The following is a 26,712-nucleotide window of genomic DNA, read 5'->3' as shown; positions in this document are numbered from 1 at the left end:
GGGGCACTGCAGGGGGGCGTCCGGTGGTGCGCCGGATGGCGGGATGAATCAGCGCAGCAGGTACGGAATGTCGACCTTCACCGCACCGGTGGGGCAGTCCTTTTCGCAGGGCATGCAGTACCAGCATTCGTCGAAGGCCATGTAGGCCTTTTGGGTGGCCGGGTTGATCGCCAGCAGGTCCATGGGGCAAACCTCGACGCAGACGGTGCAGCCTTTGTCGGCGATGCACTTGTCTTCGTCGATGGTGACGGGGGCACTGCTGCGGAAGAAGATTTCTTGCGGCTGGTAGGCCATTTCACGGAGTCCTCGGGGCCTTCATTGGCTCCCTTCTATCTAGAGGCTTGCACGTTTCCCTGTGGGAGCGGGTTTACCCGCGAAGAATCCAACACGGTGGATGGCACCGGCTTCGCCGGTGTTCGCGGGTAAACCCGCTCCCACAAGGTGAGGTGTCGCTTAGGCGGCATCGGCTTTGACACGCAACCGGTCATAAGCGGTCTGCTCTTCTGTATCCAGGGCGATCAGGTAGGGTTCGACGGCCTTCTTGAAGCTGGTCATTTCTCCGTGCTCGCCCTTTTTCAGATGGCAATGGCAGAACCACTCGCCATCGTTGCGCTCGGGGAAGTCCACACGGTGGTGGTACAACCCCCAGCGGCTTTCCTCGCGGAAAAGCGAGGCCCGCGCGGCCATCTCGGCGCAATCACGAATCACCGAAACTTCCATCGCACGCATCAATTCATGAGGGTTACTGGCCTTCATCTGGTCCAGGTCACGCTCGATCTCGGCAAAGCGCTCCAGGCCGATCTCCATCTTCCTGGTGACCTTCGGCGGCTGCAGGTAATCGTTGACCATGCGTCTGAGCTTGTACTCGACCTGCGCTGGGGGCAGGCCATGCTCACGGAGCAGCGGGGCGAACACCCGCGCGCGCTCGCGCTCGACCTGTTCGGCATCGACCTCGGCGAACTCGCGCCCGATCACGTAATGCGCAGCGTTCACACCGGCAAACCAGCCATAGGTGAAGGCCCCGAGCATGTAGTTGTGCGGCACCGCTGCCATATCGCCCGCGGCATACAGCCCTTTGACGCTGGTCTCGGCCTTTTCATTGACCCACACCCCCGACGCCGAATGCCCCGAGCAGAAACCGATCTCCGAGATATGCATCTCGACCATGTGCTGGCGATAATCGGTGCCACGCCCGGCGTGGAACTGGCCCCGGCTGGGGCGCTCGTTGCTGTGCAGGATCTGTTCGATGTTCTGGATGGTTTCCTCGGCCAGGTGATCGAGCTTGAGGAACACCGGGCCATTGCCGCCCTCGAGTTCCTGGTGGAACTCCCACATCATCTGGCCGCTCCAGTAGTCGCACTCGATAAAGCGCTCACCCTTGCTGTTGGCGGTATACCCACCCAGTGGGCCGGTGACGTAGGCGCAGGCCGGGCCGTTGTAGTCCTTGATCAGCGGGTTGATCTGGAAGCACTCGAGGTTGGCCAGCTCGGCACCTGCGTGGTACGCCATGGCATAGCCGTCACCGGCGTTGGTCGGGTTCTCGTAGGTGCCCATCAGGTAACCCGACGACGGCAAGCCCAGGCGCCCGGCCGCGCCGCAGGCAAGGATTACCGCCTTGGCCCGCACCACCCGAAACTCGCCGCTACGGCAATCGAAACCCAGCACGCCAGCGGCCGCGCCTTCACCATCGAGCAGCACACGGGTGCAGACCATACGGTTGCTGATCTCGACTCGGGCACGCTTGAGCTGACGGTAAAGAACCTTCTTGATGTCGTGGCCTTCGGGCATGGGCAGCACGTAGGCGCCCATGTGGTGAACCTTTTTCACCGCGTAGTCGCCGGTCTCGTCCTTCTCGAACTTCACGCCCCAGCGGTCGAGTTGCTCGATGGTTTCGAAGCTGTGGGTGGCGTAGGCATGCACCGTGGCCTGGTTGACGATACCGTCATTGGCCACGGTGATTTCCTTGGTGTACTGCTCGGGGGTGGCGTGGCCGGGGATGATCGCGTTGTTCAGGCCGTCCATGCCCATGCTGATGGCACCACTGCGCTTGACGTTGGCCTTGTCCAGCAGCAACACGCGCAGGCTTTTGTCCTGCTCCTTGGCCTTGATCGCCGCCATCGGCCCGGCGGTACCGCCACCGATAACGATGATGTCGTAATCCTGAGTCTGGATGCTCATGCCTTGCTCCCCTTCTGGCGGTCGATACGCAGGCGGTACTGGAAAGCATCGCCACGGTAGTAAAGGTGTTCGAAGTCCAGTGGCGTACCGTCAGCGGCATGGGTCAGGCGCTCGATACGCATGATCGGCGAACCTTCTTCAACATCCAGCGCCTGGGTCAGGTCGCTGTCGGCCAGCACCGCATCGATAGCCAGGTCGGCGTGGCCAAGGGCAATGCCGCAGTCGTTTTCCAGGAGCAGGAAAATGTCGCGGGTGACCAGGTCGGCCTTTTCCAGTTTTTCGCCGACGGCCTTGGGCAACCAGGTCAGCTCCAGCGACACCGGTTCGCGGTTGATCAACCGCACCCGGCGGATCTCGGTGACCAAGCTGCCCTCCTCGACCTGCAGCCGCGCGGCCACCAATGCATTGGCCGGCACATGGCGGAAGCTGCGCAGGCGGTTGATCACCTCGTAACCCATTTGCGTCATCGACTCGCCCAACCCTTGCAGGGTGCTGACGTTCTGGAATGCCTTGGGCTTGGCGACGAAGGTGCCCTTGCCATGAATCTTGAAAATCAGCCCCTCCTTCTGCAGGTCGCCCAATGCCTGGCGCACCGTGATGCGGCTGACGTCGAAGGCCTTGCCCAGCTCGCTTTCCGAAGGCATGCGGCTATGCGGTGGGTAAGTGCCGTCGAGGATGCGCTCGCGCAGCAATTCCTTGAGCTGGGTGTAAAGCGGTACCGGGGACAGGGGGAGCAGTTCGGCCATGGGGTCTCTTCGCTGATCGATGACTTGTTATAACAAGTTGTGACCAGAGGATAGAGGGCATATTAACTGCCATGGAAATACCGATATCGCATATGGATAGATGCGTTGGTGATTGCTGGCGTGGCCACTCTCGGCGAAAGGTAAAAACGGCTACAGATCAAGGCGATGGACGCCATCGGATCAGATGGGTATCATGCGTGCGCGTTGCACTCGTAGCTCAGCTGGATAGAGTACTGCCCTCCGAAGGCAGGGGTCGTGGGTTCGAATCCCGCCGAGTGCGCCATATCAAAAAGCCCTGGGCCTGTGCCCGGGGCTTTTTCGTTTGTGCGACATGTCGCGTTTCTGGCACTCCCGTACCACGGGTCATTGGTGTTAGCGTGGGCGTCTTCCCGTTTCCCGACGGGTTACCACAACAATGATTGGCGAAGGAATGCGCACAACCATGCACCTGAAAAAACTTACCGCCACCACCCTGCTGCTGGCCAGCATCGGCCTGTTCACCCTGCCGGCCCAGGCCAACCTTACCCAGCAGCAATCCGCAGCCATCGTCAAAGCCTTCGACGGCAGCGACCCAAGCGACTTCAAGCAGTTCCTCGGCAAACTCAAGGGCAACGACCTGGCCAAGGCCGACAACCTCGCGGCAACCCTCGATGCCTATCTGGCCGGCAAGCCACTGGCAGCCGAGCAACAGAACGAGATCAACCGCCTGCTCGGCCTGTATACCCGCATCAAGTATGGCAAGGCTGCCAGCGAAACCCTGCGTGAACTGGTGGCCATCCCCACCTTCAACGTCGAGGGTACGCCGCAGCACGAAAACCCCGAGTTCCTCCGGATCGCCGACAAGATCAAGGCCTTGGCCGACAGCTTCGGCCTGGCTTTCCGCAACATCGACAACCGGGTGTACGAGATTTCGCTGGGCAGCGGCAAGGAAGTGGTCGGCATCCATGCCCACGCCGACGTGGTACCGGTCAACCCGGACAACTGGAAGCTGGCCGATGGCACCCGCCTGGACCCGTTCAAGGTCACCCTGGTCGGCGACCGCATGTACGGCCGCGGCACCGAAGACGACAAGAACGGCATTGTCGTGGCGATGTACGCGCTGAAAGTGGCCAAGGACGAGAACCTGCCGCTGGCCCGGCAGTTCAAGCTGCTGATCGACACCACTGAAGAAACCAGCGGCGATGCCATCCCCTACTACTTCGAGCGCAACCCCACGCCTGACTACAACCTGGCACTCGATGGCGGCTACCCGGTGGTCATCGCCGAGAAAGGCTACGGCACGGTCATGGCCAGCTTCAGCAAGCGCCCGGCCAGTGGCAAGGGTGCCGAGATCGTCAACCTGACTGGCGGCCTGGCGACCAACCAGATCCCGACGACTTCGGTCGCGACGCTGCTCGCCGACAACCCGGCGAAGCTGGCCAGGCAGTTGGAAAAAGCCGGCGCCGATTACGTCAAGCGCAATGGCGGCGACTTCAGCATCGCTGCCAAGGCCGAGGGCAAGCAGGTGTTGCTCACCGTGACCGGTGTTTCCGCCCACTCCTCGGAGCCGGAGTCCGGGGTCAATCCGGTGGCGCGCATGCTCGGCTTCATCAACGGCCTGGGCCAGCAGGTGCCGCTCAAGCACAACCACTTCACCGACGCCGCCCGCTACGCCGCCGACAACTGGGGCCTGGACTACCTGGGCAACAAGCTCGGCGTGGCCTTCAAGGACCCGTTCATGGGCCCGCTGACCGCCTCGCTGACCTTTGTCGGGGTGGATGAAAAAGGCCTGAAACTGGCGGTGAACCTGCGCATTCCGAAAGGCAAGCCAATTGCCGCGATCAAGGACGAACTGGCCGACAAACTGGGCAAATGGACCCGGCAAAGCCACACCTCGGTGGCCTTCGACTACAGCCTGGACGAGCCGATGTTCCGCAACCCCGAGGGCGAATGGGTCAAGGCCTTGCTTGACGTGGCTACCGAGAACCTGGGCATGAAGCATGAGTTTGGTACTTCGGCGGGTGCGACCTCGGTGCATGACCTGCCTAACGGCGTGCAGTTTGGCCTGGCCATGCCCGATGTGAAGTACACCGGGCATAACGACAACGAGTTCAAGACTGTGGAGCAGTTCATGCTGGACTTGCAGGTGGTGAGCGAAATGGTGGCGCGGATCGGGCAGATGCCGAAACTCTGATTGACTGTACCGGCCTCTTCGCGGGCACGCCCGCTCCCACAGGAATTGCGCAGCCTGTGGGAGCGGGCGTGCCCGCGAAGAGGCCGGTACAGGCGACCGCTCATGACGTTTTTCAATCGACTCGATGCCGTTTCCTGCATTGCCGTGCAGAGCGCCGTGCCGGATGCTTTATTTACTCCGAGACAGTGCTTTTCCACCCGCAGAGGCCCGTATGAAGACCGTCGAACAAATCCTCAAGACCAAATCCCAGCACCAGACCGTGTACACCATCGGCCCGGATGACTCGGTACTCGACGCCCTGAAGCTGCTGGCGGAGAAAAACGTCGGTGCGCTACCGGTGGTCGAGGCCAACCAGGTGGTAGGTATCGTCAGTGAACGGGACTATGCGCGCAAACTGGTGCTCAAGGGCCGCTCGTCCGCCGCTACCCCCGTGCGCGAAATCATGAGTGCGCCGGTGGTTACCGTGGAGCCGAAGCAGAACCTGGAGTACTGCATGAACCTGATGACCAACCGCCACCTGCGCCACCTGCCGGTGGTCAGCAATGGCGAGTTGCTCGGTTTGCTGTCGATCGGCGACCTGGTCAAGGAAACCATCGCCGAACAGGCAAGCCTGATCATGAAACTGGAGCAGTACATCCGCGGTGAATGAAGCACCTCAATGGTAGGCGCGCTCCAGTTCGTCCAGTTGATGATCGAAGCTGCGCAGGCGCGCCGACCAGGTGTACACCAGTACTTCCAGGTCCCGGTTGAGCACGGCGGTATTGCCATGGCCGCTGCGGGTTGGCTCGCCCAGATCCAGTTGGTAGCGTTCACGAGCCATGGCCTGGGCCACGCTGGACAGGTCGCGGGCATTGGCCAGCCAATGGTGATGGTGGTCATGAATTTCGCGGTCGAGCAAGCGGCACTGGCGTTTCAGGGCATCCAGGCTCTGCTCCAGCGGTGTGCCCTTGAGCTCGCCCATGACCTCTTCGAAGGTGCGCCCCGAATGCCAGTAGCTGCCCCAGAAATAGCGGTCGAACACCGTTTCGACGCGGCGCAGCGCGACCTTGGTGTTCCAGATGGTCAGCAACGTTCGCCCCTGCACCACTTCGCGCTTGTTCAGGTGCAGTTGCTGCCAGGCGATCCAGGCCAGCGCCACCAGGGCAACCGCCACGGTGACAGCGGCAGCGGCATACAGGAAGTGCACTGCCTGGTTCATCTGTTGCGTTTGCCGAATGCCGTAGAAATAACTGGCCGTCAACGTGCCCAGGATCGTCACGGAGCACCAGAAACCCGGTGCGTAGGGATCTTTCATCGCGCTATCCCCTTGTTGTTTTCCTGAGCATAGCAACGGCCAATCACTCGTCAGGCACCACTCGGCGCTTTATTTTTTGCGTAGGTGCAGCGCCTCGTTCAGTTGGTCGATCATCGGAATCCAGTCGTCATCGGCGATGTACTTCTCTTTCAGGAAATCGCGCTGGGAAGCGTTCCAGAAAGGCGCATCAACCAGCTTTATATCGTCATCGAGCGGCGAATGGGTGGTGATGAAACGGTCAATATCGACCGGATCGTCAGACAGCCCCAGCTGTTTGAAAATCTCGGACAAAGGATGAATCGGCTTTTCCATGGTTCCTCCTCGTCGCCAGACCGGTCGTCGACGATGCCGGCCCGGCATGGGTTGAGAGCATCAGCTGAGCTCGCGCACTTCGGCGCGCGGCACCAGCTTCAGGTATTGCTCCATGCTCATGTGGATCAGATGATCGTGATCACCCGCCTCCAGATAGACATCGCCCTGGCGGGTAAGACTCGAATCAAGCAGCATCTTTATCTGGTAGGCATCACCCAGCGCCGGCACGGCACCGCGCTCGCAGTCGCCGAACAGGCTCGGCAGGCCACTTTCACGGGTCAGTTGCCAGGCCCCGGACATGCGCACCTTGGTCATGTCCAGATGCCGGTTGGCCGGTAGCACGGCCATGATGTAGTTGCCATGACGGTCATCGAGCATCACCGACTTGGCGACCCGCTCGGCGGGCACGCCGGCCGTGCGGGCCGACTCCAGGCTGGTGGCCGAATGTGGGTGGGGAATGATGTCGTAGTCGCAGTTGGCCTTGTCCAGGCGATCCTGCAGGGTCTTTGCCATACGCATGATGCACCTCCGGTTTCGTCCCCCAATCTCCAATTTTAGGCCGGGTACCAGCAGGCAGGGCTAAACTTGTGCAATAGAGGCAATCGAGGTGACGACAGGTGATCGCCCGCTGCTGGCGCTGGCTGTTGCTGCTGTTGCTGCTTGGCATCACGCCAGGCGGCCAGGCAGCGCCCGCTGCGGTCTGGGTGCTGGGCATCGATGACGCTATCGGCCCAGCCAGCGCCGACTACCTGGTACGCAGCCTCGACCAGGCCCAGGCGCAGGGCGCCCAACTGGTGGTTATCCGCATGGACACCCCGGGCGGGCTGGACAGCGCCATGCGCCAGATGATCAAGGCGATTCTCGCCAGCCCCGTGCCGGTCGCCACTTTCGTCGCCCCCAGCGGTGCCCGCGCCGCCAGCGCCGGCACCTATATCCTTTATGCCAGCCATGTCGCGGCCATGGCGCCCGGTACCAACCTGGGTGCCGCCACACCCGTGCAGATCGGCGCCCCGCCAGGCATGCCCAAGGACGACAAGGCCAAAGGCAGCGATGACGAAACCCTCGCGCGCAAGCAGGTCAATGATGCAGCGGCGTACATTCGTGGCCTGGCGCAACTGCGCGGGCGCAATGCCGATTGGGCGGAGAAGGCCGTGCGCGAGGCGGTCAGCCTGTCTGCCAGCGAGGCCTTGCGGCTGAACGTGATCGACCAGGTGGCCGATGACCTGCCCGACCTGCTGCGCAAACTCGATGGCAAGACGCTGACCGTCGCTGGCCAGCCCCGGCTGTTGCAAACCGCCGGCGCCAGCCTGGTCGAGCACCTGCCGGACTGGCGCACACGGGTGCTGGCGGTGATAACCAACCCCAGCGTGGCACTGATCCTGATCATGATCGGCGTGTACGGCTTGCTGTTCGAGTTCATGAACCCGGGCTCGACGCTCGGCGGCGTGGTCGGCGGCATCTGCCTGCTGCTGGCGCTGTATGCCCTGCAACTGTTGCCGGTGAGCTTCGCCGGGGTGGCGCTGATATTGCTCGGCATCGCTTTCATGATCGCCGAAGCCTTCCTGCCCAGTTTCGGCGTGGTCGGCTTTGGCGGCATCGTCGCCTTCGTTGTCGGCGCGCTGATCCTGATCGACACCGACGCCCCTGGTTTCGGCATCCCGCTGGCCCTGATCGGCACCCTGGCGGTGCTTTCGGCACTGCTGATTGGCGGTGTGCTGGGCATGGCCCTCAAGGCCCGCCGACGGGCGCTGGTCAGCGGTGACGCCGGCCTCGTCGGCAGCCTGGTCACCGTCACCCAGGTGATGACGGGTAACCCGTTCTGTGGCTTTGTGCTGGCCCAGGGCGAGCAATGGCAGGCGCAGTGTGCAACGCCACTGCAAGCGGGCCAGAACGTGCGGGTGACCGCGCGCCATGGCGTCATGCTGGAAGTGAGCGCCGCCGCGCCCGCGGCGCAAGGAGAATGACCATGTTCATGCAATTGGGCTTCGGCGCGGTACTGATCGTGCTGGCGATGCTGTTGCTGTCGGCATTCCGCATCCTGCGCGAATACGAGCGCGGCGTGGTGTTCCAGCTGGGGCGCTTCTGGCAGGTGAAGGGGCCGGGGCTGATCCTGTTGATCCCGGTGATCCAGCAAATGGTACGGGTCGACCTGCGCACCGTGGTGCTGGATGTACCACCGCAGGATGTGATCACCCGCGACAACGTCTCGGTCAAGGTCAACGCCGTGGTCTACTTTCGCGTGCTCGATCCGCAGAAGGCAATCATCCAGGTCGAGGACTTTCTCGTGGCAACCAGCCAGCTGGCACAGACCACTCTGCGTGCGGTGCTCGGCAAACACGAACTGGATGAACTGCTGGCCGAACGCGAGCAGTTGAACTCGGACATTCGCCAGGTGCTGGACGCACAGACCGATGCCTGGGGCATCAAGGTGGCCAACGTCGAGATCAAGCACGTCGACCTCAACGAATCGATGGTGCGCGCCATTGCCCGCCAGGCCGAGGCCGAGCGTGAACGGCGGGCCAAGGTGATCCATGCCGAGGGCGAGTTGCAGGCATCGGAGAAGCTGATGCAGGCGGCGCAAATGCTGAGCAAGGAGCCGGGGGCGATGCAGCTGCGCTACATGCAGACGCTGGGGACGATTGCCGGGGACAAGAGCTCGACTATCGTCTTTCCGCTGCCGGTGGATTTGCTCAAGGGATTGGTGGACAAACAGAAATAGCGGTGGCCCATTCGCGGGCTTGCCCGCTCCCACAGGTGCTCTACAGCCACGAGGGCGGCGCAGTACCTGTGGGAGCGGGCAAGCCCGCGAATGGCCTGTATGCGGTCTATCAGACTGGCGCGCGGCGCAGGGTCGCCAGGAAGGTGGCCGCACCAATGAACAACCCGGCGAACGTCCGGTTCAAACGCTTCTGCTGCCTGGGCGTACGCAGCAAGCGCAACACCCGCGCTGCCAACCCGGTGTAGCCCGCCATCACCAGCATGTCCACGGCAACCATGGTCACGGTGATCGCCACATACTGCGGCAACAGCGGTTCATGCGGGTTGATGAACTGCGGCAGCACCGCCAGCATGAACACCAGCGCCTTGGGGTTGCTGACGTTGACCAGGAAGCCACGGAACACCAGGCTCAGCGGTTTGCCGATCGGGCGCACGGCGGATTCATCGCTCATGTCCATGGGCAAGGCACGCCACTGCTTGTAGGCCAGGTAGATGAGGTAGGCGACACCGAACCATTTGATGACCTGGAAGGCCGTGGCCGAGGCGGCCAGGATGGCGCCGACGCCGGCGGCGATGATGGCGATCTGCACGATCAGGCCCAGCTGCAGGCCCAGGGCGTTCCAGTAACCACGCCAGAAGCCGTATTGCAGGCCGCTGGACATCGAGGCAATCGCCCCGGCACCGGGTGAAAGGCTGATCACCCAACAGGCGGCAAAGAAGCCCAACCACACTTCCATCGACATCACACACCTCGCTCGAACATATGCTGCAAAACGTTAAGCTAAGGTGTTGGTGAAAAAATAACCAGAAGATTTTGAAGAATTTGCTGCTTGTACCGGCCTCTTCGCGGGCAAGCCCGCTCCCACAGGTATTGCGCAGCCCTTTAGGGTAGCGCAATACCTGGCCCTTTCAGGACAGCGCCTCGAGCTCGGCCTGCATGCTCTCGAGGGTTTCCAGGGCTTCCATCCAGGCCTCTTCCAGTTCGCCTTCGCGCTGCTTCAGCTTGGTCTGGCGCGCCAGCAGGTCACGCAATTCGTCCTTGCGCGACGCCTCGTAGAGGCCACCATCACCCAACGCAGTCTCGATCTCGGCCAGTTGCACGTGCACCTGGCTGAGCTCGGCTTCCAGCTTGTCGGCAGCCTTCTTGTGCGGGGCCAGTTGCTGGCGCAAGGCTGCGGCAGCCTGGCGCTGGGCTTTCTTGTCGGTCTTGTCCGGGTTGACCGGGGCGCTACTGGCCGGCGCGCTGCGCTGGCGGTACTCGACCAGCCAGCGGCTGTAGTCGTCCAGGTCACCATCGAAGACGTCGACCTTGCCGTCAGCTACCAGCAGGAAGTCGTCGGTGGTGCTCTTGAGCAGGTGACGGTCGTGCGACACCACCACCACGGCACCGGCAAACTCCTGCAGAGCCATGGTCAGCGCCAGGCGCATTTCCAGGTCGAGGTGGTTGGTCGGTTCGTCGAGCAGCAGCAGGTTCGGCCGCTCCCAAGCGATCAGCGCCAGCGCCAGGCGGGCTTTTTCACCCCCGGAGAAGTTCACCACCGGCTCGTCGACGCGGTCGCCATGGAAGTCGAAACCACCCAGGAAATCGCGCAGGGTCTGCTCGCGCTCGGTGGGGGCGATGCGCTGCAGGTGCAGCAACGGGCTGGCCTTGTCGTCCAGCGAGTCCAGCTGGTGCTGGGCAAAGTAGCCCACCGCCAGGTTCTCGCCACGCACCAGGCGACCCGACAGCGGCTCGAGCTCGCCGGCGAGGTTCTTGATCAGGGTCGACTTGCCGGCACCGTTGGGACCGAGCAGGCCAATGCGCGCACCCGGGGTGAGCTGCAGCTTGACCTTGTCGAGGATCGCCTTGTCACCATAGCCCAGGCGGCCTTCGGACAGGCTCAGCAGCGGGCTGGAGATTTTCTGCGACTCGCGGAAGACGAAGTCGAACGGCGAATCGACATGCGCCGCCGACAGCTCCTCCATGCGCTCCAGGGCCTTGATCCGGCTCTGTGCCTGGCGGGCCTTGGTGGCCTGGGCCTTGAAGCGGGCGATGTACTTTTCCATGTGCGCACGCTGGGCCTGTTGCTTCTCGTAGGCCTGCTGCTGTTGCGCAAGGCGCTCGGCACGGGTGCGCTCGAAGGCGGTATAGCCGCCCTTGTACAGGTTCAGCTTGCGTTGCTCGACGTGCAGCACATGGTCGACCACTGCGTCGAGGAAGTCGCGGTCATGGGAGATCAGCAACAATGTGCCGGGGTAACCCTTCAGCCAGTCCTCCAGCCACAGGATAGCGTCCAGGTCCAGGTGGTTGGTGGGCTCGTCAAGCAGCAGCAGGTCGGACGGGCACATCAAGGCCTGGGCCAGGTTCAGGCGCATCCGCCAGCCACCGGAGAAGTCGCCGACGCGGCGGTCCATCTGCTCGTTGGTGAAGCCCAGCCCGGCCAGCAACTTGCGGGCGCGGGCGTCGGCGGTATAGCCGTCGGCGCTATCCAGCTCAATGTGCAGGCGCGCCAGGGCTGTACCGTCGTGGGCCTGCTCGGCCGCGGCCAGATCGGCCTGGACCTTGCGCAAGCGCACGTCGCCGTCGAGCACATAGTCCACGGCCAGGCGGTCGAGGGTATCGACCTCCTGGCGCATGTGGGCGATGCGCCAGTCACCCGGTAGCTGGCAATCGCCGGCATCGGGCGACAGCTCACCGCGCAGCAAGGCGAACAGGCTGGATTTTCCGGCGCCGTTGGCGCCGATCAGGCCGGCCTTGTGACCGGTGTGCAGGGTCATCTCGGCGCCTTCTAGCAAGCGCTGCGGCCCACGCTGTAAAGTGAGGTTGGATAGTCTGATCATGATGGTCGCGGAGTCTACCAGCTTCCTCGGCCCATAGCGCGAGTGGAACCATGCACACCGACCTGTGGAATCACGCCCTGGCCCTGTATGCCAGGCCCGGCGTAGAAGCGGCCTGCCTCGCCCTGCAGGCGCAAGGTGGCGATGTCTGCCTGCTGCTGTGTGCAACCTGGCTACAGGCGCGTGGCGTGGCTGTGCGGGACGAGCGCGTACAGGTACTGCGCGAGGTTGCCGGGCCCTGGCAGCGCGAAGTGGTCAACCCATTACGTAGCTTGCGCCAACAGTGGCGAGCAGCAGCGCAAAGTGATGCGCAACTGGCGGTGCTGCGTGAGCAGGTGAAGGGGTTGGAATTACTGGCCGAGAAAGCTTTGCTGGAACGTTTGCAAGAGCGCTCGCGACAGTGGCCAGCGGGCGTCCATGAGTGCACGGACGACTGGCTGGCCCGGCTGGCGCCGGACCAGGCCCGCCACCACGACGCGCTGGTTTGTTTGCGCGTCGCGGCGGCAGCGCTTCAGGACGCCGAAGACGGTGCCTGAGCCGGGGTGCTGACGGGTGCCGATGGTGCTACCGAAGCTGCCGGGGTGGCCGAGTTGGTCGCGGTGACCGGGGTGCTGGCAGCAGGCGTGGCCGGTTTGGTTTCGGCTGGCTTGCTGGCAACAGGCTTGGCTGCAGCGGGTTTGGTGGCCCCACGGGCGGGAGCCTTGGCGGCCGCTGGTTTCGCGGCAGGCTTGGCAGCAGCGGCTTTGGCTGGCGCTTTTGCCGCCGCTGGCTTGGCTGCAGGTTTGGCAGCAGCAGTGGCTTTGGCAGCTGGCTTGGCTGCAGGCTTCGCAGCAGCAGTGGCTTTGGCGGCAGGTTTGGCGGCAGCGGTGGCCTTGGCAGCCGGCTTGGCTGCAGGTTTGGCAGCAGCGGTGGCCTTGGCAGCCGGCTTGGCTGCAGGTTTGGCAGCAGCGGTGGCCTTGGCAGCCGGCTTGGCTGCAGGCTTGGCAGCAGCAGTGGCCTTGGCAGCCGGCTTGGCTGCAGGTTTGGCAGCAGCGGTGGCCTTGGCAGCCGGCTTGGCTGCAGGCTTGGCAGCAGCAGTGGCTTTGGCAGCCGGCTTGGCTGCAGGTTTGGCAGCAGCGGTGGCCTTGGCAGCCGGCTTGGCTGCAGGTTTTGCAGCAGCGGTGGCTTTGGCGGCGGGCTTGGCCGCAGCAGCCCTGGTGGCGGGTTTGACGGCTGCCGGTTTGGTGGTCTTGGCAGCACGTTGATCAAGCGCCTTGGCTGCGGCTTCGCGAACCTTGCCTACACCCTGGGCCAGCTTGAGGCTGTCCTGCGCATCGCGCTTGAGTTGCTGGATATAAGAACGGGTCTGGGTTTGACGTTCCTTGAGGGAATCGAGCAACTCTTCAAGTTCGCCAATGACTTTTTGCGCCTTGGTCTGCGCCTTGGCTTTACCTGCCTTGGCCGCGTCTTGCAGTTTCAGGCGACCGTTGTGCAGTTTTTCCTGGGCCTTGCCACGCTGCTTTTCCAACTTGGCCAGCAGTTTTTCCGCATCAGCCAGCGCTTGCGAGCAGGCATCCTCCAAGTGTTCGAGCAAGCTGCCCGAAAGTTGCTGGAGCAGGTGTAACGGCGTACTTACTGGCTTCTTTTTAGCCGACATGGTTTACCTCCTGGCTGACGAGATTGCGGCTCATACTATGCTTCTGCTGCTACCGCCGCTAGGGCATGTTGACAGTATTGTTTACGCCGCGTTGCATGCCTGGGCAAAGTTGTTATCTTGCAGCTCCGAGCAAGTGTAGTTGCTGAATAAATCATTGCTGATATTTGGCAGTTATCTGTACCGGCCCTATCGCCCACAACCTTCTCCATGTCGGCACAATTGTCTGCCTGTACTGGCCTCATCGCCGGCAAGCCAGCTCCCACAGCTACTGCACAGGCCTTGAAGGCAGCGCGATCGAGGTGGAAGCTGGCTTGCCGGCGATAGGGCCAGTACTGGTTGATACAAAACAGAAGTCTGTCGAAACACTGGCATACTTCCCCGCTCACTGGCGCAGGAACTGACCATGCCTCGATATCTTGTTTTCGGTTTATGCCTGCTGGCACCCCTCGCCCTGGCCGACAGCGACGAACATGACCTTGCCTACAGCCTAGGTGCCAGCCTGGGTGAGCGGCTACGCCAGGAGATGCCGGGCCTGCAACTGGATGCGCTGGTCGAAGGCCTGCGCCAGTCCTACCAGGGGCAACCGCTGAAACTCGACAAGGCACGCATGCAGGCCGTGCTCCAGCAGCATGAAACGCAGGAAGGCGATGCCGCCATGCAGAAGCTGCAGGCTGCCGAAACACGCTTCATGGCCAACGAGCGTGGTCGTTATGGTGTGCACGAACTACCGGAGGGTGTGCTCTACAGCGAACTGCAAGCAGGTACGGGCGCGCAGCCCAAGGCCGGTGGCAAGGTGCAGGTGCGTTATGTAGGCAGGCTGCCAGACGGCTCGGTGTTCGACCAGAACCAGACGCCCCAGTGGTTCAGCCTGGATTCGGTGATCGAAGGGTGGCAGGTGGCCTTGCCAAACATGCACGCTGGCGCCAAATGGCGCCTGGTGATCCCGTCGGCACAAGCCTATGGCGCCGAGGGTGCAGGTGACCTGATCGCACCCTACACACCCTTGGTGTTCGAGATCGAGCTGCTGGCGGTTGGCGACTGACGCCAATACTCAGGCCTGGACCGCGCCTTCTTCCTTGTGCGCGTTGTGCAACACTTCGATCAGGCAGTCTTCCAGTTCGAAGCGCTCGTGCAGCAGGCCACCCAGCTTGCCCAGCTTTTCGGCAAAGCGTTGGGTGTCCTTGCACTCACCCTTGGCGCAATGGTCATTGAAGGCCAGTGCGATCTGGGTACTGTCGTTGATCCGTGGGTTGATCTCTTCGGCGAGTTTCAGCGCCTTCTCGTCTCCGAAGGCCTTTGCTTCACTGACCAGCTGCTCGCAGACTTCGAAATGCCACGCCGAAACGTAGTCGACGAGGAGCGCGCAAAACTCCCCGTTCGTATCCTTGTCGGCAAAGGCCGGCTTGGCGTCGCGCAGTGCGCGAAAAGCCTGCACCAGTTCCTGGCGCTCCTCCAGCCAGCGGTCGATCAGCTTGTGAACCCCACCCCAGCGTTCCTGAGCGTTCTGACAACTATCGAGCATGGCGATCTCTTCCCTTCTGGGTAGATGCCGCTGCACCTCGCACCACGACCGTGCAGCACAAAGGTGACATCAGCAGACGGCATCGAGCAGTTGTGTTTTCGGTATGCGTGCTGGGAGATTATTCCCGCGCGGTCTGGCCTTCAAGGTACGCAGCGGACAAAGTTCATACAAGTGTTTAATACCCTGTTACACGGCCATTGGTCGCACCAATGGCGCAACCTTGCGCCAGGTCATGTTCTCGCCAGGCTGCGGAAACGATACGCCAGCAGGCAACTCAAGGGCAGCGCCGCCAGCAGCAGGAAGGCCAGCAGGCTCCACTCGGGCAGGGTCAGGTCAAGAAAGCTCCAGGTCAGCGCGTTGCAATCCGGGCCGCCGAGCAACAGTTGCCGAACCGCCTCGCCCCAGGACTGCTCGAACAGACGCCCGATCGGCATTGGGCAGACAGGAATGGCCCCGTCATCCCCTTGCAACCAGACATGTCGCGCTGCCAGCAACGCCCCGGCAGCCGAACAGGCCAGCGTCACCCGCGCGTAACAGCGAATGCCCGCCGTACCCGGCGCCTGCAGCACTGCCGTCAGGCACAGCAGCGCGTATATGCCCAGCAACAACCGCTGGCTGAAACACAACGGGCATGGCACCAGGCCGAGGGCGTTTTCCAGGTGCAAGGACGCAGCCAGTACCGCCAGTGCAGCGAGGCAGGCAGGTAGGAAAAAGGTGCGCAAACGGGCCGGCAGCATGGGCGGTGAAGGTCCCGGGATAATGGAAGTGACTTGAAACGGTAGAGGAAAGACACGCTTTGTTTCAAGGCGCGACAGCAACGACAAGGCGCTGAATCGCGAAGGAAATTTCCAGCCATTCGGTAGGAAACATCTGAAGAAATGGACTGCAGATCTAACTTACGTCGGTGGACAAGTTACCCGCCCCCGGAGCCCGCACCTTGGCACGGGCCCGAGGGTAGGTCAGGCGCGCACGCCTTCTGGCAAAGGCAGGGCTAGCAGGCGCTCGTCCAGCAGACCGAGGCCCTCCTGGAACAGCTGGTTGCTGCGTTCGGTCTCGCCAAGGCTGGCGAGCAGGCGTGCCAGCTCGGCGCAGGCCTCGGGGTTGCGCTCCATGCGCAGGCTGCTTTCCAGGTAGTCGCGCGCCTTGCCCCACAGGCGGTTCTGCAGGCTAAGGCGGCCCAGGGTAAGCAGCAGGCTGGCATCTTGCGGGTGGGCCTTGAGCCAACCTTCGGCAGTTTGCAGCTGGCGCGCCGGGTCATCGCCACGCACCAGGCCGTACAGGCGGGCCAGGTGGCTTTCGTAGTCACGCTTGAGGGCGGTGCGCAGCACCTGTTCGGCTTCGCTCTGGGCCCCTACCTGGCGCAACTGTTCGGCATAGGCCAGCACCAGCTGTGGCTCCTGGCGCTGAGCCGCAGTCAGTTGTTGCCAGGCGCGCTCCAGGGCCTGACGGGCGCTTTGCGCGTCTTCGCCACGGGTGGTGGCCAGGCTCAGGTTCTGGCCCCAGGCACGTTGCTCCAGGGCAGCCAGCTCGGCGGCCGGCAGCACCTTGCCTTTGCGCAGGTCGGGCAGCAGGCGGATCAGTGCCGACCAGTCGCCGCGCTCCAGGTGCAGCCGCTGCAGCAGGCGCAGCACCTGACTGTTGTGCGGGTGGCGCTCCTGCATGGCCAGCAGGGTCTCCAGCGCGCCATCGCTTTCGCCACGGTCCATCTGCAACTGCGCATGGGTCAGGGCGATTGCCAGTTCCGCTTGCGGCTGGCGCTCCAGGGCACGCTCCAGCAGGTTGTCACTGTCTTCGGTCCGGCCTTGCTCGTTGGCTGCACGCGCAGCACCGAGGTAGTACAGCAACGGCTGGCGCTCGGCCTCTGCGGCACGGTGCAGGTGGCGCTGGGCACTGGCCCAACGGCCCTCGGCGAGGTCCAGCTGGCCCTGCTCGATGGCCAGGCGCACGCGCCGGCTGCGATTACGCCGCGACCACGGGTTGACCACGCCGCTGGAAGTCAGCACCAGCCCAACCAGGTAGCGCACCAGCCACAGCAGCAGCAGCACGGCCAGCAAGCCGGCCAGGGCCGCCCACAGCCCCGACTGGTAGCGGAAGCTGCCATAGGAAATCAGTACGTAGCCGCTGTGTTTGGCAACCGCGATACCCAGTGCTGCGGCGACCACGATCGCCAGCACGGCCAGCAGGTAGACACGCTTCATGGCTTGCCCCCTTCAGCCTCGGCCGGCAGGTGGCGGCGCTGGATATAGGCCTGCACTGCCGCCAGGCTTTCGCTGAGGTCAGGGGTAACCACCGACACCGGTTGTTCGGCCAGCGCATTGAGGCTGTCCAGCATGGCCTTGCTTTGCGGGTTGTCGGCGTTGAAGTTGGCCAGCAGCACGCTACGGGCGTCGTCCAGCGCCTGGGTGTAGACCTTGCTATCGCCATTGAGCGCAGCCCACTGGGCCTGCTCGATGGTCAGGCTCAGGGCCAGGCGCAGCTGGTTCAGTTGCTGCCCGGCCAGCAGCGGCCGCACGTTGTCATCGGCGTTGAAGTCGATCTGGAAGTACTTGGAGATCTCGGCCCACCACTGCGACAGGCGACTGGCGCCATCACCATCGGCGGTCAGGGCGCCCAGGGCATCGGCATTGGTGTCGAATTCCGGCGACTGGGCGCTGAGTTGCTGCACCAGTTCGCGCTGGGCGGCCAGTTTCAGGAACAGACCGGTACGGTCCGGTTGCTGGGTGCTGTTGAGCGTGGCCAGGCTGCGCGCCAGCTGCTCACGGGCGGCGAAGGCACCCGGGTCGCTCTGCTCGCGCAGGATCTCGTCGGCACCCTCGACCAAGGCCTTGGCACTGGTGATGTCCTGTAGCGCAGACAGACGCAGGGTGGCCAGGCGCAGCAAGTGCTCGGCCTCGGCCAGGCGCCATTCTTTGCGGCTTTCGCCCAGCACGGTTTCCAGGCGCTGGCTGAGGCGTTGCTGGTCGCCTTGCAGCTGTGCCACCAGGCGGCGGCGGTCTTCCAGCTCGCTGGCCGCCGGCAGGCTGGCCAGTTGCGCGCTGATCTGCTGCTCACGCTGCTGCAGGGCCTCGGCGCGCTGGTTCAGTGCCTCGATGTGCTGGCCCTGGTTGAATTCGCTGCCTTGCAGCTGACGCACCTGCCAGACACCCCAGCCACCTACCGCCACTCCGGCCGCGCCCAACAGCAGGGCCAGTGTTGCCAGGCCACTGCCGGAGCGCTTGGCAGGTGGGGCGGTGACGGGTTCCGCCGGCGCCTGTGCCGACGGCTGATCGTTATTGGACAAGACAGTCTCGCTCACGTATCCATCCTTTGCATGGGGGCGCATCGCGTTCAGCTTAGCGCCTTAAGAGGCAGGTGCAGCGCTGCGCTGCACGGCTGCCAGCAAGGCCGTGGCACTGGCGCCACGACAATCCACAACCTGTTGGGCCCCGGCGGCCCTGGCCTGTTCAGCGACCCGCGGGCTGGGCACGAACAGCGGCAGGCGCGCCAGCTGCGGCCAATCGGCACCGGCCATTTGCTGCAAGTGTTCAAAACCCTGCCCACTGCTGACCACCAGGCCATTGAGGCGTTCCGCTTCGATGCGGCGCATCAGGGTGCCCGCCGGGTAAGCCGGCAGGCAGCGACGATACAGTTCCAGATAATCGACACTAGCACCTTGCTCTGCAAGACGCTCTGCCAGCAGTTCGCGACCTCCAACGCCACGAACGATCAAGATTCGTGGCGCCGGCACGGCAACTGCCTGGCGCAGGGCCGGCAGCGCCAGCAACGCTTCGCTGTCATCGCCACGTGGCGGCACGCTCACCGCCAGACCCGCCCCCTGCAGCACGGCGGCGGTCGCTTCGCCCACAGTGAACCAGCCTTGCACGGGGGGCTGCAGGTCGGCATCGGTCAGTTGCTCAAGCAACAACCGGGCAGCCGGCTTGCTGACCACGATGATCGCCTGGTAGCCCTGCAGGCCCTCCAGCACTCGGCGCTGCCGGTTATCCACAGCGACGGGCTCGATCGCCAGCAGCGGTAGACAACTGCTGGCCACCCCTGCCGCCGCCAGGCTTTGCGCCAGTGCCGCACAGTCCTCGGCAGGCCGGGTCAGCAACAGGCGCCATGAGCTCACGGGTGGCCGGCCTCGCCGTAGACTTCCTTGAGGATGGCCTCGGCGCCCTGCCCCAGCAGATCCTCGGCCACCTGCACGCCCAAGGTTTCGGCGGCAGTACGTGGCGCGCGGGCAGCGGCCACCAGCAGGGTGCCGCCGCTGGGCTGGCCAACCAGGCCACGCAGCCACAACTGGTCACCTTCCAGCACCGCATAGCAGGCAATCGGTACCTGGCAGCCGCCATTCAGGCGTTTGTTCAGGGCGCGTTCGGCCACTACCCGGTCGGCGGTATCGGCATGATGCAGCGGCGCCAGCAGCGCGTGGATTTCCTGGTCGGCGCTACGGCACTCGATGCCCACCGCGCCCTGGCCGCCAGCCGGCAGGCTGTCATCGACGCTGATGGTGGAGGTGATGCGGTTTTCGAAGCCCAGACGGATCAGGCCAGCGGCGGCGAGGATAATGGCGTCGTACTCACCGGCATCCAGCTTGGCCAGGCGCGTGTTGACGTTGCCACGCAGGAAGCGGATTTGCAGGTCCGGGCGACGCGCCAGCAACTGGGCCTGGCGACGCAGGCTGGAGGTACCGACGATGCTGCCGGCCGGCAGCGCGTCGAGGCTGGCGAAACGGTTGGAGACGAAGGCATCGCGCGGGTCTTCGCGCTCGCAGATGCAGTACAGGCCCAGGCCTTCGGGGAAGTCCATGGGCACGTCCTTCATCGAATGCACGGCGATGTCGGCTTCATTGTCCAGCAGGGCAGTTTCCAGTTCCTTGACGAACAGGCCCTTGCCGCCAATTTTCGCCAGTGGCGCGTCGAGCAGCTTGTCACCACGGCTGACCATGGGCACCAGGGTCACCAGCAGACCGGGGTGGGCCTGCTCGAGGCGGGCTTTGACGTATTCGGCCTGCCACAAGGCCAAGGCACTTTTACGGGTGGCAATGCGGATTTCGCGAGTGGACATGAAACGCCCCGATCCAGAGAAATGCTGTCGATGATAACAGCATCGCCGGTATCGCTAGCAGATGTGGATCAGGATCCTGTACCTACCTGTACCGACACAATCGCCGGCAAGCCACACAGGGGCCGTGCAAGGCTCAAGGCTGACACTATACCTGTAGGAGCTGGCTTGCCGGCGATTGGGCCGGTACAGGCTCAGAGGGTCTGCATCATCTTGCGCACACCGGCCACATGGCGTCGGCTGACGGTCAGGGCGTCGCCGTCAAGGCCTTTCAGGTACAGCTGAAAATGCCCCAGCGGCGTGCGCTGCAGGCGTTCGATACGCTCACGGGCGACCAGCGCGTTGCGGTGGATACGCACGAAGCGTTCGCCGAACTCGTCTTCCAGGGCCTTGAGCGGCTCGTCGAGCAGCACCTCCCCGGCCTCGTGGCGCAAGGTCACGTACTTGTGGTCGGCAATGAAGTAGATCACCTGGGGCAAAGGGATCAGCTCGATGCCTTTGCGCGTGCGGGCGCTGATGTGACTACGCGGGCCGCCACCTTCATTGGCCGGCCGGGTGAGCGCCGCCAACTGGGCGCGGTTGGGCCTTTCAGCCTTGCGCAAGGCATCGCGCAAGGCCTGGGCCTGGAAAGGTTTGGTCACATGGCTGAGGGTACTGTCCTTGAAAGCCTCTGCACCGTATTCGTCGTCCCCGGTGCAAAACACCACCGCCGGCGGCGCCTCGCGCTCGCACAGGCGAGCAGCAACCTGCAGGCCGTCCAGGCCTGGCATGCCGATGTCCAGCAGGACCACATCGGGCTTGAGGCTTTCGATCAGCGCCAAGGCCTCCTCGCCGTTGGTGGCGCTAGGCTCCAGCACGGTGTAACCCTCCAGTTCGCCGAGCAGCCGGCTGAGGCGCTCACGGCCTTGGGGTTCGTCATCAACGATCAGGACATTCATAATTGCGCTGGATTCCTGAATGAGTCTCGCACAGGTATAGCGTAGACAGGTATGGTTCGAGCGACACAAAGGTCACGCTCTAGACCGGTGCGATGGCCAAAGATTCACTCGGCCGGCAGATTCACTGCCAGTCCTCTGTCCAACTGTAGACGGTCCGTGGAACACTGCCGTTCATTCCTGCAAATCCTTCTCTGTCGTTTTCCGCGCATTTCTCTCGACCAGCGCCCTGCGGCGGCCCGCCCAACCCTGCTATCATCGGCGCCACTTTTTCGTTCACGCCTGCAATGAGTGAATCCATGAGCACCGACAAGACCAATCAGTCCTGGGGCGGCCGCTTCAGTGAACCCGTCGACGCCTTCGTCGCCCGTTTCACCGCCTCGGTCGATTTCGACAAGCGCCTGTACCGCCACGACATCATGGGTTCGATCGCCCATGCCACCATGCTGGCGCAGGTCGGCGTGCTCAGCGATGCCGAGCGCGACACCATCATTGATGGCCTGAAGACCATCCAGGGCGAGATCGAGGCCGGCACCTTCGACTGGCGCGTCGACCTCGAAGACGTGCACATGAACATCGAGGCACGCCTGACCGACCGTATCGGCATCACCGGCAAAAAGCTGCACACCGGCCGTAGCCGCAACGACCAGGTGGCCACCGATATTCGCCTGTGGCTGCGTGACGAAATCGACCTGATCCTGGCCGAGATTACCCGCCTGCAGCAGGGCCTGCTGGAGCAGGCCGAGCGTGAAGCCGAAACCATCATGCCTGGCTTCACCCACCTGCAGACGGCCCAGCCGGTCACCTTCGGCCATCACCTGCTGGCCTGGTTCGAAATGCTCAGCCGCGATCACGAGCGCCTGGTCGACTGCCGCAAGCGTGCCAACCGCATGCCCCTGGGCAGCGCCGCACTGGCCGGCACCACCTACCCGATCGACCGCGAACTCACCTGCAAGCTGCTGGGCTTCGAAGCCGTGGCCGGCAACTCGCTGGACGGCGTGTCGGATCGCGACTTCGCCATCGAATTCTGCGCCGCCGCCAGCGTGGCGATGATGCACCTGTCGCGCTTCTCCGAAGAGCTGGTGCTGTGGACCAGTGCGCAGTTCCAGTTCATCGACCTGCCAGACCGCTTCTGCACCGGCAGTTCGATCATGCCCCAGAAAAAGAACCCGGACGTGCCGGAACTGGTACGAGGCAAGAGCGGCCGTGTATTCGGCGCCCTGACCGGCCTGCTGACCCTGATGAAAGGCCAGCCGCTGGCCTACAACAAGGACAACCAGGAAGACAAGGAACCGCTGTTCGACGCCGCCGACACCCTGCGCGACTCGCTGCGTGCCTTCGCCGACATGATCCCGGCGATCAAGCCCAAGCATGCAATCATGCGTGAAGCGGCATTGCGCGGTTTCTCCACCGCCACCGACCTGGCCGACTATCTGGTACGCCGTGGCCTGCCGTTCCGTGATTGCCACGAGATCGTGGGCCATGCGGTGAAGTATGGGGTGGACACCGGGAAGGACCTGGCAGAGATGAGCCTGGACGAACTGCGCCAGTTCAGCGACCAGATCGAGCAGGACGTGTTTGCCGTGCTGACCCTGGAAGGCTCGGTGAATGCCCGCAACCACATTGGTGGTACCGCGCCGGCGCAGGTGCGTGCCGCCGTTGCCCGCGGCAAGGCGCTGCTGGCTTCGCGTTAAGGCCCATTGCGAGGGCTTTGCCCTCGTTCGCGGGCACGCCCGCTCCCACAGGTACAGCATTTCCCTGTGGGAGCGGGCATGCCCGCGAAGGGGCCACCACCTGGCTCAGCGTTTACCGCTACGAATCATCTCCATGAAGGCCGGCATCGCCGCCTCCTTGTCCGCCACGATCCGCGCCATGTGCGGGTTGTCGCCCATCAGCTGCAACAACGCCTTGGCCTGCGGGAAGTCCGCCAGGAAGTCGACGTTCAGCACTTTCTTGCCCACGGCGCAGGCCAGGTCGACCGAGAAGCAGAACATCAGGTCTGCCAGGGTCAGTTGCTCACCCGCTACATAGGGTGCGAAGCGGCCGTTGCGTTTGAGCGTGGCAAAACCGGCCAGCAGGTCGGCACGGGCTCTCTCCTTTATCAGCGGCTCCACCGACATGCCAAAGAAAGACTCGGCATAGCAGGTACGCGCCGGCAGCTCGATGTACAGCTCGATTTCCTTGAGCAGTTCACGCACCTTGGCCTGCCCGAACGGGTCGGCCGGCAGCAGCGCCTTGCCGCCCTGGGTCTGCTCGATATAGTCGAGAATCACACTGGTTTCGCTGAGGAAGCCGTGCTCGGTCTGCAGCACCGGCACCTTGCCTCGCGGGCTCACTTCCAGCGCCTGTGGCGCCTGGCCGCCATAGAAGGTGACTTCCTCGAAAGGCAGGCCTTTTTCCAGCAGGGCCAGCTTGACCATGTTGTAGTAGTTGCTGACCGAGAATCCATGAAGCTTGAGCATGAGGTAACAGCCTCCAGGCCGTAAGGGGTTGGCCCGGCTTTTATAGACCGATCGCCCACTCCTGACCAGTGTCATGCACCCTGTCAATGCCCGGGCATTGGCGCCACAGGCGTGGCACACTGTGCATCCCATCCCAGGAGTACCGCCATGAGCGAGCCCACCGACATCGACATTGACGACGACGAAGCCTTCGCCGAGGCAACGCTGACCCAGGCCATCGAGAACCAGATCGAAAGCGGCGACCCGGCGGCGGCGAAAGCCACGTTCAACAAACTGACCCTGGTCGGTTACGAGCGCGAAGACATTCTCAACCTGATGGCCCATGTACTGGCCTTCGAAATTGACAATATGCTGATGGAAGAACGCGAGTTCGACCGCGAGTGGTACGAGAATGCCCTGCGTGCGCTGCCGGAACTGCCGCCTGAGATGGATCAAGGCGAGGACGAATAACCCGGCTACACTCGAAGATCAGGCACCGTGGAACGGTGCCGCCATCCTTGTCTGGAAGTCAGGAGTCGCCATGCCTTTTACCCCCGATCTGATCGCTGAACTGGAAGTACTTTCGCTGTTCAAGCACGACAGCAGCCAGGAAGGCATCAAGATTCACAACAACGCCTCCCCCACCCTGGTAGCCGCTGCGCAACGCCTGTATGAGAAGGGGCTGACCGATCAACCTGATGGCGGCTACCTGACCAGCCTGGGTCATGACGCTGTCGAAAGTGTCCAGTTGCTGCAGAACATTCTCAAGGCGCCACAGCCGGCCTGAACTGATAATGCAAGGGGCTGCCTTGCAGCCCATCGCCGGCAAGCCGGCTTCCACAGGTACTGCAAATGGCTTGAAGCCGATGCGGTCGGGGTGGGAGCTGGCTTGCCGGCGATGGGCCGCAGCGCGGCCCCAATCAGTTGGCCACTGCCCTGCGCTTCTCCGCCAGGCGCGAGCGCCCGTACAGGAACACGATGGCCAGCAAGGCCAGCACCTGCGCCGAAAGCGAGTAGGCGTCAGCGTGAATCCCCAGCCAGTCGAACTCGAAGAACGCCACCGGCCGCGTGCCCAGCACTCCGGCCTCTTGCAGGGCCTTCACGCCATGCCCGGCGAACACCACCGACAAGGCACATAGCAGCGCAGCGTTGATGCTGAAGAACAGCGACAGCGGCAGCTTGGCCGAGCCACGCAGGATCACCCAGGCCAATCCCACCAGCAGCACCAGCGCCGTGGCACCACCCGCCAGCACCGCTTGATGCCCCGCTGGGCCGGCCTGCAGCCACAGGGTTTCGTAGAACAGGATCACTTCGAACAGTTCGCGGTAAACCGAGAAGAACGCCAGCACGGCAAAGCCGAAGCGCCCGCCACCACTGACCAGGCTGCTCTTGATGTAGTCCTGCCAGGCGGCGGCATGGCGGCGGTCGTGCATCCACACTCCAAGCCACAGCACCATCACCGCGGCGAAAAGCGCCGTGCAGCCTTCCAGCAGTTCGCGCTGGGCGCCACCGACGTCGATCACGTAGGCCGCCAGTGCCCAGGTTGCGAAACCGGCCACCAGGGCCAAGCCCCAGCCGATATTGACACTGCGCACCGCCGACTGCTGGCCAGTATTACGCAGGAAGGCCAGGATCGCTGCGAGCACCAGAATCGCCTCCAGGCCTTCGCGCAGCAGGATCAGCAAGCCGGAGACAAAGCTCAGCGACCAGCTCAGGCCATCGCTGCCCAGCAGCCTGGAAGCCTGCTCCAGCTTGGCTTTGGCTTCACTCAGGCGTTGTTCGGCCTGGGCCACGGGCAGGCCGTCCTGCAGCGACTGACGGTAGGCCATCAGCGATTTCTCGGTGTCCTTGCGCGCTTGGGTGTCGATGTTGTCCAGCGAGCTTTCCACCAGTTCGAAGCCTTCCAGGTAGGCTGCCACCGACAGGTCATAGGCCTGGTCGTGGTCACCTGCCCGGTAGGCGGCCAGGCTCTTGTCCAGGGTGCTGGCGGTGTATTCGAGCAATTGCGCCGGGCCGCGCTTGACCTGCGGCGGCTGTGCACGCTGGGCGCGGAAGGCCTCCACGGCCGTGGGGCCTTCGCTGGCGGCGACTTCGGCCGGGGTCTGGCGGGCCAGGTCGGCGATATTCCAGGTCTTGTCGCCTTTGCCGGCTTCCGGCTTGGCGGTGAAGCTGGCGATGTAGGCGGCTACATCCCAGCGCTGGCGATCGTCCAACTGATCGGCAAACGAAGGCATCTCGGTGCCGTCGATGCCCAGCGCCAAGGTGTTGTAGAGATCGAACAGGCTCAACTGGTCGAGACGCGTAACATCGCGCAGGTTGGCGGGTGCAGGCTCCAGGCCCACGCCGGCCGGGCCGTCGCCGGCGCCATTGTCGCCGTGGCAGATCGAGCAGTTTTGCGCATACAGCGAAGCGCCACGGGCCGGGTCTGGGGTAATCACCGGAGCCTGACTGACCTCATAGGCTACCGCCAGGCGAGCACCCAACTGGCGGGCCTGCTTGGCAACAGCCGGGCCGTCCTGGCGCTGGTCGATGGCCTGGCGCAGCGCCTGGACGCCCTGCTCCAGGGCTGCTTGTTCAGCATGCGCAGGCAGGCCTTTGACCAAGTCGGCCAATACCGCGCTGAACTCCTGCTGCTCGCGGTATTCACCATCGTCGATCACCTTGCCGTCTTGTACGGTGGGCGGGTAGTCGGCGCCAATGTAGTCCAGCAGGTGCAGGGCCTTGGTGGCCTCGGCGGGGGCTTCGGCCAACGCCAGGGTGCTGCACAGCGCCAGCAGCGGGCCGAGCAATATAACCGGCAGCAAGGCAAGCAGACGGGAACGGGTTTTCATGGCCAGTCTCGAAGGGAATGCGAAAGAGAACATTGTTCACTTCCACTTTGCTTCGCTCAAGGGCGC

General features: G+C 63.5%; 27 protein-coding genes and 1 tRNA gene. 10 read left to right on the top strand and 18 right to left on the bottom strand.

Annotated features, from left to right (window positions below):
• Positions 1 to 48: 48 nt before the first annotated feature.
• From CAF70_RS19150 to CAF70_RS19140, 3 genes are all read right to left on the bottom strand, one after another.
• The gene (locus tag CAF70_RS19150; protein WP_046616397.1) at positions 49 to 294 is read right to left on the bottom strand and encodes a ferredoxin family protein; all 246 of its coding nucleotides are present in this window, start codon (positions 292 to 294) and stop codon (positions 49 to 51) included.
• A gap of 159 nt (positions 295 to 453) precedes the next feature.
• Positions 454 to 2,178: a fumarate reductase/succinate dehydrogenase flavoprotein subunit gene (locus CAF70_RS19145; RefSeq protein ID WP_085626027.1), complete on the bottom strand. Its 1,725-nt coding sequence runs from the start codon at positions 2,176 to 2,178 to the stop codon at positions 454 to 456.
• Positions 2,175 to 2,924 carry a GntR family transcriptional regulator gene (locus CAF70_RS19140; RefSeq protein WP_085626028.1) on the bottom strand — a complete coding sequence of 250 codons (750 nt, stop codon included), beginning with the start codon at positions 2,922 to 2,924 and terminating at the stop codon, positions 2,175 to 2,177. The genes CAF70_RS19145 and CAF70_RS19140 overlap by 4 nt, the downstream gene beginning before the upstream one ends.
• A gap of 206 nt (positions 2,925 to 3,130) precedes the next feature.
• Between CAF70_RS19140 and CAF70_RS19135 the strand changes: the two genes are divergently transcribed.
• The 3 genes from CAF70_RS19135 to CAF70_RS19125 all read left to right on the top strand — a co-directional run bounded on the left by CAF70_RS19135 (position 3,131) and on the right by CAF70_RS19125 (position 5,746).
• Positions 3,131 to 3,207: transfer RNA gene (locus tag CAF70_RS19135), tRNA-Arg, on the top strand.
• A 159-nt stretch (positions 3,208 to 3,366) separates the two neighbouring features.
• Complete coding sequence (locus CAF70_RS19130; RefSeq protein WP_085626029.1) at positions 3,367 to 5,097, top strand: dipeptidase; 1,731 nt, start codon at positions 3,367 to 3,369, stop codon at positions 5,095 to 5,097.
• A 211-nt stretch (positions 5,098 to 5,308) separates the two neighbouring features.
• A complete protein-coding gene (locus CAF70_RS19125; protein ID WP_085626030.1) occupies positions 5,309 to 5,746 on the top strand; it encodes a CBS domain-containing protein in 438 nt (145 codons plus the stop codon).
• Between the two features lie 6 nt (positions 5,747 to 5,752).
• On the opposite strand, the gene CAF70_RS19120 is transcribed toward CAF70_RS19125, so the two are convergent.
• The 3 genes from CAF70_RS19120 to CAF70_RS19110 all read right to left on the bottom strand — a co-directional run bounded on the left by CAF70_RS19120 (position 5,753) and on the right by CAF70_RS19110 (position 7,222).
• On the bottom strand, positions 5,753 to 6,391 hold the full coding sequence (locus CAF70_RS19120) for a hypothetical protein (RefSeq protein WP_063914406.1): 639 nt from the start codon (positions 6,389 to 6,391) through the stop codon (positions 5,753 to 5,755).
• 69 nt (positions 6,392 to 6,460) lie between these two features.
• A complete protein-coding gene (locus CAF70_RS19115; RefSeq protein ID WP_085626031.1) occupies positions 6,461 to 6,703 on the bottom strand; it encodes a DUF2789 domain-containing protein in 243 nt (80 codons plus the stop codon).
• 60 nt (positions 6,704 to 6,763) lie between these two features.
• Positions 6,764 to 7,222 (bottom strand): aminoacyl-tRNA deacylase, encoded by a 459-nt coding sequence (locus CAF70_RS19110; RefSeq protein WP_003260230.1) that lies wholly within the window; start codon positions 7,220 to 7,222, stop codon positions 6,764 to 6,766.
• A 98-nt stretch (positions 7,223 to 7,320) separates the two neighbouring features.
• On the opposite strand from CAF70_RS19110, the gene CAF70_RS19105 reads away from it, so the two are divergent.
• Positions 7,321 to 8,667 carry a nodulation protein NfeD gene (locus CAF70_RS19105; RefSeq protein WP_085626032.1) on the top strand — a complete coding sequence of 449 codons (1,347 nt, stop codon included), beginning with the start codon at positions 7,321 to 7,323 and terminating at the stop codon, positions 8,665 to 8,667.
• A 2-nt stretch (positions 8,668 to 8,669) separates the two neighbouring features.
• Positions 8,670 to 9,422 carry a slipin family protein gene (locus CAF70_RS19100; RefSeq protein WP_025337287.1) on the top strand — a complete coding sequence of 251 codons (753 nt, stop codon included), beginning with the start codon at positions 8,670 to 8,672 and terminating at the stop codon, positions 9,420 to 9,422.
• 109 nt (positions 9,423 to 9,531) lie between these two features.
• Here CAF70_RS19100 and CAF70_RS19095 read toward each other — a convergent pair whose 3' ends face one another.
• Positions 9,532 to 10,164, bottom strand: a complete 633-nt coding sequence (locus CAF70_RS19095; RefSeq protein WP_085626033.1) for a LysE family transporter — start codon at positions 10,162 to 10,164, stop codon at positions 9,532 to 9,534.
• A 166-nt stretch (positions 10,165 to 10,330) separates the two neighbouring features.
• On the bottom strand, positions 10,331 to 12,241 hold the full coding sequence (locus CAF70_RS19090) for an ATP-binding cassette domain-containing protein (protein WP_085626034.1): 1,911 nt from the start codon (positions 12,239 to 12,241) through the stop codon (positions 10,331 to 10,333).
• A gap of 50 nt (positions 12,242 to 12,291) precedes the next feature.
• Between CAF70_RS19090 and CAF70_RS19085 the strand changes: the two genes are divergently transcribed.
• Positions 12,292 to 12,774, top strand: a complete 483-nt coding sequence (locus tag CAF70_RS19085) for a TIGR02444 family protein (RefSeq protein ID WP_085626035.1) — start codon at positions 12,292 to 12,294, stop codon at positions 12,772 to 12,774.
• Here CAF70_RS19085 and CAF70_RS19080 read toward each other — a convergent pair.
• The gene (locus CAF70_RS19080) at positions 12,750 to 13,874 is read right to left on the bottom strand and encodes an AlgP family protein (protein ID WP_085626036.1); all 1,125 of its coding nucleotides are present in this window, start codon (positions 13,872 to 13,874) and stop codon (positions 12,750 to 12,752) included. The genes CAF70_RS19085 and CAF70_RS19080 overlap by 25 nt on opposite strands.
• 403 nt (positions 13,875 to 14,277) lie before the next feature.
• Here CAF70_RS19080 and CAF70_RS19075 point away from each other — a divergent pair, with 403 nt between their 5' ends.
• Positions 14,278 to 14,916, top strand: coding sequence for an FKBP-type peptidyl-prolyl cis-trans isomerase (locus tag CAF70_RS19075; RefSeq protein WP_085626037.1), 639 nt, complete (start codon positions 14,278 to 14,280; stop codon positions 14,914 to 14,916).
• Between the two features lie 9 nt (positions 14,917 to 14,925).
• On the opposite strand, the gene rsd is transcribed toward CAF70_RS19075, so the two are convergent.
• The 7 genes from rsd to CAF70_RS19040 form a co-directional block, all read right to left on the bottom strand.
• Entirely contained in the window at positions 14,926 to 15,396 is a 471-nt protein-coding gene (gene rsd, locus CAF70_RS19070; RefSeq protein WP_085626038.1) for a sigma D regulator, read from the bottom strand.
• 230 nt (positions 15,397 to 15,626) lie between these two features.
• A complete protein-coding gene (locus CAF70_RS19065; protein ID WP_085626039.1) occupies positions 15,627 to 16,133 on the bottom strand; it encodes a disulfide bond formation protein B in 507 nt (168 codons plus the stop codon).
• A gap of 222 nt (positions 16,134 to 16,355) precedes the next feature.
• Entirely contained in the window at positions 16,356 to 17,594 is a 1,239-nt protein-coding gene (locus CAF70_RS19060) for a heme biosynthesis protein HemY (protein WP_085626040.1), read from the bottom strand.
• On the bottom strand, positions 17,591 to 18,691 hold the full coding sequence (locus CAF70_RS19055; protein WP_025337277.1) for a uroporphyrinogen-III C-methyltransferase: 1,101 nt from the start codon (positions 18,689 to 18,691) through the stop codon (positions 17,591 to 17,593). The genes CAF70_RS19060 and CAF70_RS19055 overlap by 4 nt, the downstream gene beginning before the upstream one ends.
• A 45-nt stretch (positions 18,692 to 18,736) precedes the next feature.
• Positions 18,737 to 19,504 (bottom strand): uroporphyrinogen-III synthase, encoded by a 768-nt coding sequence (locus tag CAF70_RS19050; RefSeq protein WP_085661671.1) that lies wholly within the window; start codon positions 19,502 to 19,504, stop codon positions 18,737 to 18,739.
• Entirely contained in the window at positions 19,501 to 20,442 is a 942-nt protein-coding gene (gene hemC, locus CAF70_RS19045) for a hydroxymethylbilane synthase (protein ID WP_085626041.1), read from the bottom strand. The genes CAF70_RS19050 and hemC overlap by 4 nt, the downstream gene beginning before the upstream one ends.
• A 191-nt stretch (positions 20,443 to 20,633) precedes the next feature.
• A complete protein-coding gene (locus CAF70_RS19040; RefSeq protein ID WP_085626042.1) occupies positions 20,634 to 21,377 on the bottom strand; it encodes a LytTR family DNA-binding domain-containing protein in 744 nt (247 codons plus the stop codon).
• A gap of 296 nt (positions 21,378 to 21,673) precedes the next feature.
• Between CAF70_RS19040 and argH the strand changes: the two genes are divergently transcribed.
• The gene (gene argH, locus CAF70_RS19035) at positions 21,674 to 23,068 is read left to right on the top strand and encodes an argininosuccinate lyase (protein ID WP_085626043.1); all 1,395 of its coding nucleotides are present in this window, start codon (positions 21,674 to 21,676) and stop codon (positions 23,066 to 23,068) included.
• A gap of 105 nt (positions 23,069 to 23,173) precedes the next feature.
• Here argH and CAF70_RS19030 read toward each other — a convergent pair whose 3' ends face one another.
• Positions 23,174 to 23,836 carry a glutathione S-transferase gene (locus CAF70_RS19030; protein ID WP_085626044.1) on the bottom strand — a complete coding sequence of 221 codons (663 nt, stop codon included), beginning with the start codon at positions 23,834 to 23,836 and terminating at the stop codon, positions 23,174 to 23,176.
• A gap of 147 nt (positions 23,837 to 23,983) precedes the next feature.
• Between CAF70_RS19030 and CAF70_RS19025 the strand changes: the two genes are divergently transcribed.
• Both CAF70_RS19025 and CAF70_RS19020 read left to right on the top strand, forming a co-directional pair.
• Positions 23,984 to 24,286 carry a hypothetical protein gene (locus tag CAF70_RS19025; protein ID WP_085626045.1) on the top strand — a complete coding sequence of 101 codons (303 nt, stop codon included), beginning with the start codon at positions 23,984 to 23,986 and terminating at the stop codon, positions 24,284 to 24,286.
• Positions 24,287 to 24,356: 70 nt separating this feature from the next.
• Positions 24,357 to 24,602, top strand: coding sequence for a TIGR02647 family protein (locus tag CAF70_RS19020; RefSeq protein WP_085626046.1), 246 nt, complete (start codon positions 24,357 to 24,359; stop codon positions 24,600 to 24,602).
• Positions 24,603 to 24,735: 133 nt separating this feature from the next.
• Here the strand turns inward: CAF70_RS19020 and CAF70_RS19015 are convergent, their stop codons facing one another.
• Positions 24,736 to 26,679, bottom strand: coding sequence for a cytochrome c/FTR1 family iron permease (locus CAF70_RS19015; RefSeq protein ID WP_085626047.1), 1,944 nt, complete (start codon positions 26,677 to 26,679; stop codon positions 24,736 to 24,738).
• Between the last annotated feature and the right edge of the window lie 33 nt (positions 26,680 to 26,712).

It is taken from the genome of Pseudomonas sp. B19(2017) (assembly GCF_002113165.1).
Taxonomy (GTDB): Bacteria; Pseudomonadota; Gammaproteobacteria; order Pseudomonadales; family Pseudomonadaceae; genus Aquipseudomonas.
The sequence above is the reverse complement of the archived record's forward strand: the minus strand, read 5'-3'. Positions and strand labels throughout refer to the sequence as shown.